Origin of the sequence: Rhizobium sp. SYY.PMSO (genome assembly GCF_046840415.1) — a bacterium.
Taxonomy (GTDB): Bacteria; Pseudomonadota; Alphaproteobacteria; order Rhizobiales; family Rhizobiaceae; genus Rhizobium.
Genome location: NZ_CP177349.1, coordinates 1397590 through 1410486 on the forward strand (window position 1 = coordinate 1397590; position 12897 = coordinate 1410486).

Below are 12897 nucleotides of genomic sequence, written 5' to 3' on the forward strand. Positions count from 1 at the left end.
GAAACCGTTCTATTGGCACACAAGCGATGCGCTCGGGCTGCAGTAGCATCCGTAGCGCGGAGCCGGGCAAGTCGCCACCGCCAGGCTGAGATCGTGGCAACTGCACTGGACGTGAAACTGCTGATCCGCCGTGGCCGAGGTCGCGCTGTAAATGGAGAAGCCGGTGCCGGTATCCGCCGGACGGGACCCGACGCTAAAGGAATAGTTCGAACCGCCGCTCTGCGTCGAGGAATCGTTCTGCTGCGCCAGGGCGACAATCGGCATGGAGGCGATCGCGCAAACGACGAATATCAGCTGTGCCGTTGATCTGCTCATTCGATCTCACGCCTTTTACTGGCACATCAGATAGGCATGCGGAACGCAGGAGCAGGCATAGGCCTGAGTCGGGCATGTCATGTCCTGCAAGGTGCGGTCGTCGCAGTTGCATGTAACGAAATAGGATGAGTTGTTCGGCAGCTTCAGGATACTGGAGGTGGAATAACCGCTGCCGAGATCGGCCCGGCGATAGGTGAAACTGGACGCCGAGTTTGCGGTATCCGGCTTGGCATCCGCGGCCTGGCTCACGATCGGCAGACCGACCAGCGCCACCAGCAACAACGCCCTGCCGATCATCTTTCGAGATCGGGCGGCGTTCATAACGATTCTCATTTCCTGATTTCCTTCAGAAGACCTTGCATGGGATGAACTGTACAGCCGGAATGTTTCCTGGGTTTCTCTGTGCGTTTCGAAACGTTTCCGCTCCGACATCTGCGGTTGTCGCGCGGTCCGAGCCGTGTGGCAGGCGTTCTCAGGGAGCCGGAAGATGGAACGATACCATCGCCGGCCTCCTCCCAACAGCGGCGCAGCGTTAGACCGGCGATCACTGTTTTGCGATTGGGTGCGCGGCTGAAGGCATGTCGCGATATGGGATTCCCAAAGCCTTGAAGTATGAATGTACCGCCCTAATCTATTGTTGGCAGTTCCCCTCTCTGTGCCCTGGATGCTCTCCCGTCCAGGGCATTTTCTTGCGCGGATGCGGCAACCCGCAAGGAGCTGAATGCCGGCTGCCGAAATGATTCGCTATAATCCGCCAATAGGCGTAGGCTGCGCCCATCGTTGGTACTCTGAACCCGTAGGCGCCGACGACTGAGAGACGACATACTCTCGCCTGCAGAGGTCAAGGAGTTACCCGCATGACCTCGCATGACAATCGAGACAATATTCTCAGCGATCAGAAGCTGCACGATCTTCTCAAGGCCGAAGGCGAGATGGAGCGCGTGGCGGAATCAAAGCGCAATATTCTGACGCACACCAAAATGCCCTGCGACGAAGAAGCGGAAGAATTACTTCTTTAAAGGCATGATGCATCACGCCGGTCGAACCGAGGCGCGAAAATGCGACCCGGTTCGCCACCTCGTCTCGATGCAATCCTGCATGCTCACGTTCAATGCATGCCGTCGATCAGGGAAATACGCCTAATCGTCGTTGATCGTTTGTCCGAATACCTGCTCGAACGCGTCGCGAAGACGGATGTCGACATCCGCCATCATGACCGGCAAGCCGAGATCGACAAGGCTGGTGACGCCATAGGCGGAAATTCCGCAGGGGACGATGCCGGTGAAGTGCCCGAGATCGGGATCGACGTTCAGCGAGAGGCCGTGAAACGTCACCCACTTGCGCACGCGGATGCCAAGGGCCGCGATCTTGTCCTCGGCCACGCCGCCATCCGGCAGCACAGGCTTTTCCGGACGCCTGACCCAGACGCCGACGCGATCCTCGCGCCGCTCGCCGCGCACATTCATCGATTCGAGCGTACGGATGATGACCTCCTCCAGCGCGCCGACGAATGCGCGGATATCCTGCCGGCGACACTTCAGGTCCAGCATGACATAGGCCACGCGCTGACCCGGCCCGTGATAGGTGTATTCGCCGCCGCGTCCCGTTGCGAAAACGGGGAAACGATCCGGCTCGATGAGATCGGCCGCGTTGGCGCTGGTGCCTGCCGTATAGAGCGGCGGATGCTCCACCAGCCAGACCAGCTCCGGCGCCCGGCCTTCGGAGATCGCGGCAACTTCCGCCTCCATCGTGGCAACGGCCTCGTCATAAGGCACCAGCGCATCGGTGATCCGCCAGCGGACGGGCGGCGTACCTTCAACGGGAAACATCTGGTGAGAAAGTTCGGTGCGAAGCATGTTGGCAGTCCCTTACACGCCGCAGGCCGCGCTTGTGGAAATCTGGCACGCCGACGGGTTGTCCACATATGGCGCCATTCGGGCGGGAATTCAAACGTCTACGGCGTTTCCACAGCAATCGGACCGATCCGTTCGGCGGAGCTGTGAAGGAATTTAAAAAATCTGACACATCGCTCTTGTGCCCCCCGAATGCTTTTGCTACATGCAGCCGCGCCGGAGCAATTCGGCCTACCACGATGCGGTCGTGGCGGAATTGGTAGACGCGCAGCGTTGAGGTCGCTGTGGGGCAACCCGTGGAAGTTCGAGTCTTCTCGACCGCACCAAGAACCCGGCTTAGGCCGGGTTTTTTGTTTTCAGATCAATGGTTTGTGCGCAGGACCTGCCGCGAAGCAAAGCGCCGCCGGCAGCGCGCCCCGCAACCAGCCGCGTCACCATCATCGGTTATCGTCAAAGCTGACGTCCCACTTTCCAGGCATGGCGAATGGTCGGGATCAATGCGCGACATCCTTGCTGACATTGCGCAACCGGATCTGATGATCGAGTCGCTCGATCTGGCGAGTCGTCGCCTCGATCAGCTGGCCGATTTCCTGATGGGCCGCACGCAGCCGCGAAAGCTCGTTCCTGACAGCGTCCAATGCGCGCTCGTCGCTGTCTTCCCCAGGTCCGTCACCGGCTCCGGTCATCAGCCATATCGGAGAAACGCCGAAGAGAGCCGACATCTTGACCAGAGCGGATGGATTGGGCTCGGCCCGATCGGATTCCCATGCAAGCATCGTCTCTTCGCTGACGCCAAGCTGGCTGGCCAATGTGGCGAGGCTGACCCCGGCGGAATCGCGAGCCATCGACAGCCGCCCTCCCAGAGTGTCGTCGCCTTCATCCGAAAAAACGGTCGTCTCTTGTTCTGGCTTGAACATCGGTGCGATCCCTTTCCTGGCTGCGCCGGCAATCTTGTGCGGCGCAATCTATGTTTTAGCGGTTTCCCAAGCCTCAGATAGGTCTAGGGGCGTCATCCGGCCACCGTGATGTGTCCCAATTGGAAAAGTGTGACATTTCCGATGACGGTTCCGGCCAAGCGCGACCCGCGCCGATCGCGCCTTGATTGCATGGCCTTCCTGTGTTTGATGTCTGCTCATGTCCGTCTCCTCCGCCGTCTCCACGCAGCAAAATCCGCTCAGGGGCATGACGATCATGGCAAGCGCCATGATCCTGCTCCCGACGATGGATGCAATCGCCAAATACATGGCGAGCTTCGAGGGCATGTCGCCCGGGCAGGTGACGTTCTATCGCTTCTTCTTTCAGCTCGTATGCATGCTGCCGCTGCTGGCGACCGCGACGGGCAGGACGGCCTTCTCGGCAAAGCGTCCCTGGATGAACCTGCTGCGCGGAGCCCTGCATGGCGCCGCCAGTCTTTTGTTCTTCGCTGCCGTGAAATACATGCCGCTCGCCGACGTCTTTGCGATCTATTTCGTGGAACCCTTCATGCTGACGGCGCTTTCGGCGCTGTTTCTCGGCGACAAGGTCGGCTGGAGGCGCTGGCTGGCGATCGTCATCGGCTTCGGCGGGGCAATGATCGTCATCCAGCCCAGTTTCGCCATCTTCGGCCTGAAGGCGTTGCTGCCGGTTGCCTGCGCTTTTCTCTATGCGCTCTATCTCTTCATGAATCGCGCGGTCGGAGAAGCGGATTCGCCGCTGACGATGCAGATCATGGCGGGTGCCGGCGGCACGCTGTTCATGGCGTTCGCGCTGTTTGCCGGCACCTCCGCCGGCATTGCCGATTTCGAGCCCTCCCTGCCCGCCTCTGCGCTCGGACTCGTTCTTTTGCTGATTCTCGGCTCGATTTCGGGCTATGCACATATGCTCGTCGTCCGAGCCTTCCGGCTGGCGCCCCTCTCGCTGCTGGCCCCGTTCCAGTATTTCGAGATCATTTCCGCCACCGTTCTCGGCTATGCGATCTTTGGAGACTTTCCCGATCTTTCCAAATGGATCGGCATCGCCATCATCGTCGGCTCGGGCCTCTTCATCATCTGGCGGGAACGCATGCAGTCAAGATTGGCAAAAACGGCGTGAGCGGAGACATGTTGCACATGGACCGGGAGCGCAGTTTATGGCTAAAACACTGACTGAATAGAGTATTTGGGCGGAGTCTGCATGTTCAAGAAAATCCTGATCGCCAATCGCGGCGAGATTGCCTGCCGCGTGATCAAGACCGCGCGCCGGATGGGCATCCTGACGGTCGCCATCTACTCCGATGCGGATCGGGACGCCCTGCATGTCGAAATGGCCGATGAGGCCGTTCACATCGGTCCGGCTCCCGCCGCCGAAAGCTATCTCGTCGCCGACAAGATCATCGCCGCCTGCAAAGAGACCGGCGCGGAAGCCGTTCATCCGGGTTACGGCTTCCTCTCGGAGCGCGCCTCCTTCTGTGCTGCACTGGAGAAGGAAGGCATTATCTTCATCGGCCCGAAGCCGAAGGCGATCGAAGCCATGGGCGACAAGATCGAATCGAAGAAATTCGCCAATGCCGCCAAGGTCTCCACCGTTCCGGGCTTCCTCGGCATCATCGACGATGCGGATCATGCGGAGAGAATTGCAGGCGAGATCGGCTATCCGGTCATGATCAAGGCGTCTGCCGGCGGCGGCGGCAAGGGCATGCGCATCGCCTGGAGCAAGGACGAAGTGCGCGACGGTTTCGAGCGCGCCCGTTCAGAAGCGAAAAGCTCCTTCGGCGACGACCGCGTCTTCATCGAGAAATTCGTCGTCGACCCCAGGCACATAGAGATCCAGGTGCTGGCCGACGCCCATGGCAATGTCGTCTATCTCGGCGAGCGCGAATGCTCCATCCAGCGCCGGAACCAGAAGGTGGTGGAGGAAGCGCCCTCGCCCTTCCTCGACGAAGCGACACGCAAGGCCATGGGCGAGCAGTCCGTGGCGCTTGCCGAGGCCGTGGATTACCAGAGCGCCGGCACGGTCGAATTCATCGTCGATCGCGACCGGAACTTTTACTTCCTTGAAATGAACACGCGGCTTCAGGTGGAGCATCCCGTCACCGAACTCGTAACCGGCATCGATCTCGTCGAACAGATGATCCGCGTCGCCGCCGGCGAAAAGCTGCCGTTCAGGCAGGCCGATATCAAGCTCAACGGCTGGGCCATCGAAAGCCGCCTCTACGCGGAAGACCCATACCGCAACTTCCTGCCGTCCATCGGACGCCTGACCCGCTATCGTCCGCCGCGCGAAGGCAAGACCGAAAAATCGGTCGTCCGCAACGATACCGGCGTCTTTGAAGGCGCCGAAATCTCCATGTATTACGACCCGATGATCGCCAAGCTCTGCACCTGGGCTCCATCCAGACTGGAGGCGATCGAAGCAATGGGCGAAGCCCTGGATGGCTTCGTGGTCGACGGCATAGAGCACAACATGCCGTTCCTCTCGGCTTTGATGAAGCATCCCCGCTGGCGCGAGGGGCGTCTTTCCACCGGCTTCATAGCCGAGGAATATCCAGACGGTTTCGCGCCTGTGGCGCCGGATGAGGATCAGGCCGCGCAGCTGGCCGCTATCGCCCTTTCCTGCAGCCTTATCGAATCAAACCGCCGCGAGCGCTATGGTGATCGGCTGCGTCCCGCAGCGGGACCGTTGCGCGAGGACTGGATCGTCAAGCTCGGCACGGATTACCTCTCCGTTTCCCTGATCGAGGGCGTAGTGACCATTCCTTTCGAGATGGACATGCAGATCGGCGGCAAGACGGTGACTGTTGCAACCGGCTGGCGTCCCGGCGATGCCGTATGGACCGGCACCGTGAGCGGCCGCAAGCTGACGGCCCAGATCCGCGCCGTCCCCAACGGCCTGCGCATCGATTGGCAAGGTATTTCCGTCAGGGCGAGGGTCTTTACGCCGCGTCAGGCGGAACTCGACAAGCTCATGCCGGTAAAATTGCCGCCCGATACCTCGAAGCTGCTGCTTTGCCCCATGCCCGGTCTCGTCGTGTCGATTGCCGTTGCCGAGGGCCAGGAGGTCAAGGCGGGCGAGACGCTGGCCATCGTCGAGGCGATGAAGATGGAAAATGTCCTGCGCGCCGAGCGCGACCTGATGGTCGGCAAGATCAACGCCAAGCCCGGCGAAAGCCTCGCCGTCGATGCGGTGATCATGGAGTTTGCCTGATTGAAACATGGCATCGGAGCAATTTCGGGAAAAGCGCCCCGGCGGTTTTCCGTCCGGTGCCTCTTGAAACGATAGCGCAGAACGAGCGTCCGGTTTAAACTGGGCAATTACCGCTCCAAGTGTCTGATTTGGCTTGAGCTGCCCCGCGCGCCCATGCCAATGTCGCGCCGAACAAATCATAGCAGGAAGGATGAAACCATGGACGTTCGCGCCGCTGTTGCCGTACAGGCCGGCAAACCGCTCGAAGTGATGACAGTGCAGCTTGAGGGCCCGCGGGCGGGCGAGGTGCTGATCGAGGTGAAGGCGACGGGCATCTGCCACACCGACGATTTCACGCTGTCGGGCGCCGATCCGGAAGGTCTCTTCCCCGCCATCCTCGGCCATGAGGGCGCCGGCATCGTCGTCGATGTCGGTCCGGGGGTCACCTCGGTGAAGAAGGGCGATCACGTCATTCCGCTCTATACGCCCGAATGCCGCGAGTGCCCCTCGTGTCTGTCGCGCAAGACCAACCTGTGCACGGCGATCCGCTCGACCCAGGGCCAGGGCCTGATGCCGGACGGCACCTCGCGCTTTTCCATCGGCAAGGACAGGATCCACCACTATATGGGCTGCTCGACCTTCGCCAACTACACGGTGCTGCCGGAGATCGCCGTTGCCAAGGTCAATCCCGACGCGCCCTTCGACAAGATCTGCTACATCGGCTGCGGCGTGACGACGGGCATCGGCGCGGTCGTCAACACCGCCAAGGTGGAGATGGGGGCGACCGCGATCGTCTTCGGTCTCGGCGGCATCGGCCTCAACGTCATCCAGGGCCTGAAGCTTGCCGGCGCCGACATGATCATCGGCGTCGATCTCAACAACGACAAGAAGGCCTGGGGCGAGCGCTTCGGCATGACGCATTTCGTCAATCCGAAGGAGGTCGGCGACGACATCGTGCCCTACCTCGTCAACATGACGAAGCGCGGCGCCGACCAGATCGGCGGGGCGGACTATACGTTCGACTGCACCGGCAACACCAGGGTCATGCGCCAGGCGCTGGAGGCTTCGCATCGCGGCTGGGGCAAGTCCGTGGTCATCGGCGTTGCCGGCGCCGGCCAGGAGATTTCGACGCGGCCGTTCCAGCTGGTGACGGGCCGCTCGTGGATGGGCACGGCCTTCGGCGGCGCGCGCGGCCGCACCGACGTTCCCAGGATCGTCGACTGGTACATGGAGGGCAAGATCCAGATCGACCCGATGATCACCCACACCATGCCGCTCGAAGACATCAACAAGGGCTTCGAACTCATGCACTCAGGCGAAAGCATCAGAAGCGTCGTGCTGTACTAAAGACAGCCTGAGACTTAGACGGCACAAGGGAACGCTGCACGACTTTGAATGGCACACGGCCTTTTCGCAAATCGATCCGGATTTGGGGGCCGTGGGCAACCAAGGAGGAGGAGCCGAACATGCCAGGTCAAGTATCGATACATCCGGCGCTCGACGGCGGAGTGAAGTCAGGACAGGCGGGTTTCAGCGGTGGGACGCTCGTTTGCGCCTGCACCGATCGCCCGGTCAAGGTCGCGATCAACGGCGGGATTGCGCACAATCACGCCTGCGGCTGCACCAAATGCTGGAAGCCGCAAGGCGCCGCCTTTTCGATCGTCGCGGTGACGCCCCATGAAAATGTGAAGGTTCTCGAAAATGGCGACAAGCTCGCGATCGTCGATCCGGACGCATTGATTCTCCGCCATGCCTGCAAGGCATGCGGCGTTCATATGTACGGGCCGGTAGAGCGCGACCACGCTTTCAAGGGCCTGGATTTCATCCATCCGGAACGTTTCCAGCAGAGCGGCTGGCCGGAACCCACATTCGCGGCCTTCGTTTCGTCCATTATCGAATCGGGAACGCCGCCTTCCGCGATGACCGCCGTTCGCAGCCGGCTGAAGGAACTCCGCCTTGAGCCGTATGACTGCCTCTCGCCGGCGTTGATGGACGTCATCGCTACCTTTGTGGCGAAAAAGGCGGGAACTTTGAGGGAATAAATCTGGCCCCGTGCGTGGGACTTCGATAAACCGCGACTGCGCGTCCGGTCGGATGCGCAGCGTTCTTCATGATAAAGTTCTGTTTCCATGATTTATGTCGATGCCGATGCCTGCCCGGTGAAGCCGGAGATTTTGAAGGTGGCCGAGCGCCACGGCATCGAGGTGACGTTTGTCGCCAATTCCGGGCTCAGGCCGTCGCGTGATCCGATGGTGCGCAATGTCATCGTCTCCAACGCCTTCGACGCCGCCGACAACTGGATCGCGGAACATGCAGGCCCCGGCGATGTCGTCGTGACGGCCGATGTCCCGCTGGCCGGGCGTTGCGTCGCAGCCGGAGCGGAAGTAACGGGGCCGACCGGCCGCATCTTCGACAAAACCAATATCGGCATGGTGACCGCCATGCGCGATCTCGGCGCCCATCTTCGCGAAACCGGTGAAAGCAAAGGCTACAACGCCTCCTTCTCGCCGCGCGACCGCTCCGCCTTTCTCGAAACCTTCGATCGCCTTTGCCGCCGCGCAAAGGCCCATCAATCGCCTGGAGACCAGCAGTGAACATCATTTCCCAAAACACCGCCTTCGGCGGCATGCAGGGCGTCTTTTCGCATGAATCGGAAGCCTGCAAATGCGAGATGACCTTTGCCGTATTCGTGCCGCCACACGCGATCCAGGAGCCACGGCCCGTCCTTTGGTATCTTTCCGGCCTCACCTGCACCCACGCCAACGTCATGGAGAAAGGCGAATACCGCCGCATGGCCGCCGAACTCGGCCTGATCATCGTCTGCCCGGACACGAGCCCGCGTGGTAACGACGTGCCTGACGAACTGACCAATTGGCAGATGGGCAAAGGCGCAGGCTTCTATCTGGATGCGACCGAGACGCCTTGGGCCGAAAACTACCGGATGTACACTTACGTCACGGAAGAACTGCCCGCGATCGTCGCCAGGCAATTCCGCGCCGACATGAGCCGGCAAGGCATCTTCGGCCATTCCATGGGCGGCCACGGCGCCATGACGATCGCACTCAGGAATCCGGACCGCTTCAAAAGTTGCTCCGCCTTCGCTCCCATCGTCCAGCCTTCGACGGCTGACTGGTCGGCACCCGCCCTCGAAAAGTATCTCGGCAGCGATAAGGCCGCGTGGAGACGATATGACGCCTGCTCGCTCGTCGAGGATGGTGCGCGCTTCCCCGAGTTCCTGGTGGACCAGGGCAAGGCCGATGGTTTCCTTGAAAACGGTCTGCGCCCCTGGCTGTTCGAAGAAGCGGTCAAAGGCACCGGCATCGGTCTCACGCTGCGCATGCACGAGCGCTATGACCATTCGTATTATTTCATCTCGACCTTCATGGACGATCACCTGAAGTGGCATGCCGCACGCCTGGGGTGAAATCGGCGGCATGGGTGCCACGCGCTCCACACCTTGAAAAGCTCTTGAAGCCGAGGCATATAGCTATCCGCGCAGACGACTGCGGCGGCCGATATTCATTTATGGGCCGTAACATCCGCGGGGACGGCCTCGCTCTGAACGAAGGAGCGTAAAATGGCTTGGTTCCTGCTTTTCCTTGCGGGCTTGTTTGAAATCGGCTGGGCAGTCGGCCTTAAATATACAGATGGCTTCACGCGGCCGACGCCGACGGTTCTTACCGTCATCTCCATGATTATGAGCGTGGTGCTGCTCGGCCTCGCCGTGAAGACCTTGCCGATGGGCACTGCCTATGCGGTTTGGACCGGCATCGGCACCGTCGGCACGGTTCTGCTGGGCATCGTGTTGCTTGGCGACCCTGCAAATCTCGTCCGCGTGTTCTGCATCGGCTTGATCATCGCCGGCATTGCCGGCCTCAAGCTTACGGCCTGACGGATTTCGATTCCTAGAACGGCTCCTGGTTCTACGGAATCGCTGAGCCGCTCCGGATGGAAAACCGCTGCTTACGTTTCCCGGAATTACTCTAGCGCCGGCGATTGTCCAGCGCCCAGTTCCCCGGTCCGGAAAACACCAGAAACAGGAAGACGAAGCAGAACAGGATCGCTCCGTCTCCCTGATTGTTGGCCGGGAAGAAATCGATCGGCATATGCACTATGAAATAGGCAATTGCCATTTCACCGCTGAGCAGAAAGGCAACGGGACGGGTAAAGAGCCCGAGCAGGACCAGGATGCCGCCCGCCAACTCCAATATCCCCGCGATGAAGAACAGCGTCGTAATGGCGTAGGGCGCCGGCGGAAAGCCGAATAGCTTCTGCGTGCCGTGCTCGATGAACAACAAGGCGGTCATGCTTCGCAGAATTGCGAGTGCGGAAGGCTGATAAGGCGAGAGGCGCTTGGAAAGTGACATGAAGATCTCCGTTCGAATTCGCACGGCGAACGGGATCCTGTCGAAAATTCTCTCGTCCTGCCGACAATGGCATCAACACGCGAGAGACTATTTTATTCGCCGGGCCCGACGATCGATCGAGCCCGGCGCGGCATGATTTACTTCTTCTTGTTGTCGATCGCCAGAAGGCCGGGGCCTGCGAAGATCAGGAACAGGAAGACGAAGCAGTAAAGGATGGCTGCATCGCCGCCATTGTTGGCGGGGTAGAAGTTCTTTGGATAATGCGCCATGAAATAGGCGACCGCCATATTGCCGCAAAGGATGAAGGCGACAGGACGGGTGAAGAATCCAACAATCGTTGCCAACCCGCCGACGACCTCGATGATACCCTGAACCAGAAGCAGGGTCGGCAGCGGACTTGGAAATTGACCACCGGGCGGAAAGCCGAAAAGCTTTTGCAGGCCATGTTCGATGAACAATACGCCGGTGACGATACGCAATACAGTAAGAGCGTGGGGCTGATATTGATTCAGCCGATCGGAAAGCGCCATTTTTAACTCCAGTTTCAACTCCCCCTGCAGGAAGCTTTAGAGCGACCCGCCTTCGACGGGAAAACACGGCTTCTGACGTCCAATCAATTTTCCGTGTAAAATCCGTGGCTTGTTGTCACAGCTCTACAGAGGAATATTGTCGTGCTTCTTCCAGGGGTTGGTCAGATCCTTGTTACGCAACATCCTGAGGCCCTGCGCCAGCCGCCGCCGGGTGGAGCGCGGCATGATCACTTCGTCGATATAGCCGCGTTCGGCGGCGACGAAGGGTGACAGGAAGCGGTCCTCATACATCTTCGTATGGGCTGCGATCTTTTCCGGATCGGCAATATCCTTGCGGAAGATGATTTCGACCGCGCCCTTGGCGCCCATGACGGCGATCTGCGCCGTTGGCCAGGCATAGTTGAGATCGCCGCGCAGATGCTTCGAGGCCATCACATCGTAAGCGCCGCCGAATGCCTTGCGGGTAATGACGGTCAGCTTCGGCACGGTGGCCTCGGCATAGGCAAAGAGCAGCTTGGCGCCGTGCTTGATCAGCCCGCCATATTCCTGTGCCGTCCCCGGCAGGAAACCGGGCACATCGACGAAGGTGACGATCGGGATGTTGAAGCAATCGCAGAAGCGCACGAAGCGCGCCGCCTTGCGCGAGGCATCGCTGTCGAGAACGCCGGCCAGCACCATGGGCTGGTTGGCGACGAAGCCTACCGTGGCCCCTTCGATACGGCCAAAGCCGCAAACGATATTCTTGGCGAAGCTCTCCTGTATCTCGAAGAAATCGCCCTCGTCCGCCACCTTCAGGATCAGTTCCTTGATGTCGTAGGGCTTGTTGGCATTGGCCGGGATCAGTGTATCGAGCGAGGCGTCCGGATCGATCGCGGACTGATAGCACTCGATCTCGGGCACCGCCGCCGTGTTCGACTGCGGCAGGAAATCGATGAGCCGCCGCACCTGCAAAAGCGTATCGACGTCGTTGTCGTAGGCTGCATCGGCAATCGAGGATTTCGTTGTATGCACCGACGCGCCGCCGAGTTGCTCCGACGTCACGGTCTCGTTGGTGACGGTCTTCACCACATCCGGTCCGGTGACGAACATATAGGACGTGTCGCGGACCATGAAGATGAAATCCGTCATGGCGGGCGAATAGACGTCGCCACCGGCACAGGGACCCATGATGATCGAAATCTGCGGAATGACGCCGGAGGCCAGCACATTGCGCTGGAACACCTCGGCATAGCCGCCGAGCGCCGCCACGCCCTCCTGAATGCGGGCGCCGCCGGCATCGTAGATACCGATGATCGGCGCCCGGTTCTTCAGCGCCATGTCCTGTACCTTGGTGATCTTTTCCGCATGCGCTTCTGAAAGAGATCCACCGAAGACAGTGAAATCCTTGGCAAAAATGAAAACGGTGCGCCCGTTGACAGTACCCCATCCGGTCACGACGCCGTCGCCGGCGATCTTGCTCTTGTCCATGCCGAAATCGGTCGAGCGGTGTTCGACGAACATGTCGAACTCCTCGAAGGACCCTTCGTCCAAGAAGATATCGATGCGCTCGCGCGCCGTCAGCTTGCCGCGCGCGTGCTGAGCGTCGATACGCACCTGCCCGCCGCCAAGTCTTGCCACTTCACGACGGCGTTCCAGTTCCTGCAGGATTTCCTTCATGCGACCCTCTCTCCATCACCGCTCGGACTTAGCACG

Annotated in this window: 15 protein-coding genes and 1 tRNA gene; 9 read left to right on the forward strand and 7 right to left on the reverse strand. The window is 60.3% G+C overall.

What is annotated here, in order from left to right; all coding sequences use genetic code 11:
* Positions 1-9: 9 nt before the first annotated feature.
* Together ACJJVH_RS06795 and ACJJVH_RS06800 are read right to left on the reverse strand one after the other, a co-directional pair.
* Complete coding sequence (locus ACJJVH_RS06795; RefSeq protein WP_112802469.1) at positions 10-315, reverse strand: hypothetical protein; 306 nt, start codon at positions 313-315, stop codon at positions 10-12.
* 15 nt (positions 316-330) lie between these two features.
* On the reverse strand, positions 331-648 hold the full coding sequence (locus ACJJVH_RS06800; RefSeq protein WP_162764552.1) for a hypothetical protein: 318 nt from the start codon (positions 646-648) through the stop codon (positions 331-333).
* Between the two features lie 524 nt (positions 649-1172).
* On the opposite strand from ACJJVH_RS06800, the gene ACJJVH_RS06805 reads away from it, so the two are divergent.
* A complete protein-coding gene (locus tag ACJJVH_RS06805) occupies positions 1173-1334 on the forward strand; it encodes a hypothetical protein (protein WP_162752043.1) in 162 nt (53 codons plus the stop codon).
* A gap of 120 nt (positions 1335-1454) precedes the next feature.
* On the opposite strand, the gene lipB is transcribed toward ACJJVH_RS06805, so the two are convergent.
* Positions 1455-2171, reverse strand: coding sequence for a lipoyl(octanoyl) transferase LipB (gene lipB / locus ACJJVH_RS06810; RefSeq protein ID WP_412064965.1), 717 nt, complete (start codon positions 2169-2171; stop codon positions 1455-1457).
* A gap of 238 nt (positions 2172-2409) precedes the next feature.
* On the opposite strand from lipB, the gene ACJJVH_RS06815 reads away from it, so the two are divergent.
* Positions 2410-2494, forward strand: a tRNA-Leu gene (locus tag ACJJVH_RS06815).
* Between the two features lie 168 nt (positions 2495-2662).
* On the opposite strand, the gene ACJJVH_RS06820 is transcribed toward ACJJVH_RS06815, so the two are convergent.
* The gene (locus ACJJVH_RS06820) at positions 2663-3085 is read right to left on the reverse strand and encodes a helix-turn-helix transcriptional regulator (protein ID WP_112802463.1); all 423 of its coding nucleotides are present in this window, start codon (positions 3083-3085) and stop codon (positions 2663-2665) included.
* 217 nt (positions 3086-3302) lie between these two features.
* Here ACJJVH_RS06820 and ACJJVH_RS06825 point away from each other — a divergent pair, with 217 nt between their 5' ends.
* The 7 genes from ACJJVH_RS06825 to sugE all read left to right on the forward strand — a co-directional run bounded on the left by ACJJVH_RS06825 (position 3303) and on the right by sugE (position 10200).
* Positions 3303-4238: a DMT family transporter gene (locus ACJJVH_RS06825; protein ID WP_113406310.1), complete on the forward strand. Its 936-nt coding sequence runs from the start codon at positions 3303-3305 to the stop codon at positions 4236-4238.
* Positions 4239-4319: 81 nt separating this feature from the next.
* A complete protein-coding gene (locus ACJJVH_RS06830; protein WP_412064966.1) occupies positions 4320-6329 on the forward strand; it encodes an acetyl-CoA carboxylase biotin carboxylase subunit in 2010 nt (669 codons plus the stop codon).
* Positions 6330-6527: 198 nt separating this feature from the next.
* Entirely contained in the window at positions 6528-7655 is a 1128-nt protein-coding gene (locus ACJJVH_RS06835) for an S-(hydroxymethyl)glutathione dehydrogenase/class III alcohol dehydrogenase (protein ID WP_113360933.1), read from the forward strand.
* Between the two features lie 119 nt (positions 7656-7774).
* On the forward strand, positions 7775-8350 hold the full coding sequence (gfa, locus tag ACJJVH_RS06840; protein ID WP_412064967.1) for an S-(hydroxymethyl)glutathione synthase: 576 nt from the start codon (positions 7775-7777) through the stop codon (positions 8348-8350).
* Positions 8351-8437: 87 nt separating this feature from the next.
* Positions 8438-8902 carry a YaiI/YqxD family protein gene (locus tag ACJJVH_RS06845; protein ID WP_412064968.1) on the forward strand — a complete coding sequence of 155 codons (465 nt, stop codon included), beginning with the start codon at positions 8438-8440 and terminating at the stop codon, positions 8900-8902.
* Entirely contained in the window at positions 8899-9732 is an 834-nt protein-coding gene (gene fghA, locus ACJJVH_RS06850; protein ID WP_412064969.1) for an S-formylglutathione hydrolase, read from the forward strand. Before ACJJVH_RS06845 ends, fghA begins: the two co-directional genes overlap by 4 nt.
* A gap of 153 nt (positions 9733-9885) precedes the next feature.
* Positions 9886-10200 carry a quaternary ammonium compound efflux SMR transporter SugE gene (gene sugE / locus ACJJVH_RS06855; RefSeq protein ID WP_412064970.1) on the forward strand — a complete coding sequence of 105 codons (315 nt, stop codon included), beginning with the start codon at positions 9886-9888 and terminating at the stop codon, positions 10198-10200.
* Between the two features lie 91 nt (positions 10201-10291).
* Here sugE and ACJJVH_RS06860 read toward each other — a convergent pair whose 3' ends face one another.
* The 3 genes from ACJJVH_RS06860 to ACJJVH_RS06870 all read right to left on the reverse strand — a co-directional run bounded on the left by ACJJVH_RS06860 (position 10292) and on the right by ACJJVH_RS06870 (position 12861).
* Positions 10292-10675, reverse strand: a complete 384-nt coding sequence (locus ACJJVH_RS06860) for a DoxX family protein (protein WP_412064971.1) — start codon at positions 10673-10675, stop codon at positions 10292-10294.
* A gap of 137 nt (positions 10676-10812) precedes the next feature.
* On the reverse strand, positions 10813-11205 hold the full coding sequence (locus ACJJVH_RS06865; RefSeq protein ID WP_112797461.1) for a DoxX family protein: 393 nt from the start codon (positions 11203-11205) through the stop codon (positions 10813-10815).
* 123 nt (positions 11206-11328) lie between these two features.
* Positions 11329-12861: an acyl-CoA carboxylase subunit beta gene (locus ACJJVH_RS06870; protein ID WP_412064972.1), complete on the reverse strand. Its 1533-nt coding sequence runs from the start codon at positions 12859-12861 to the stop codon at positions 11329-11331.
* Positions 12862-12897: the final 36 nt, after the last annotated feature.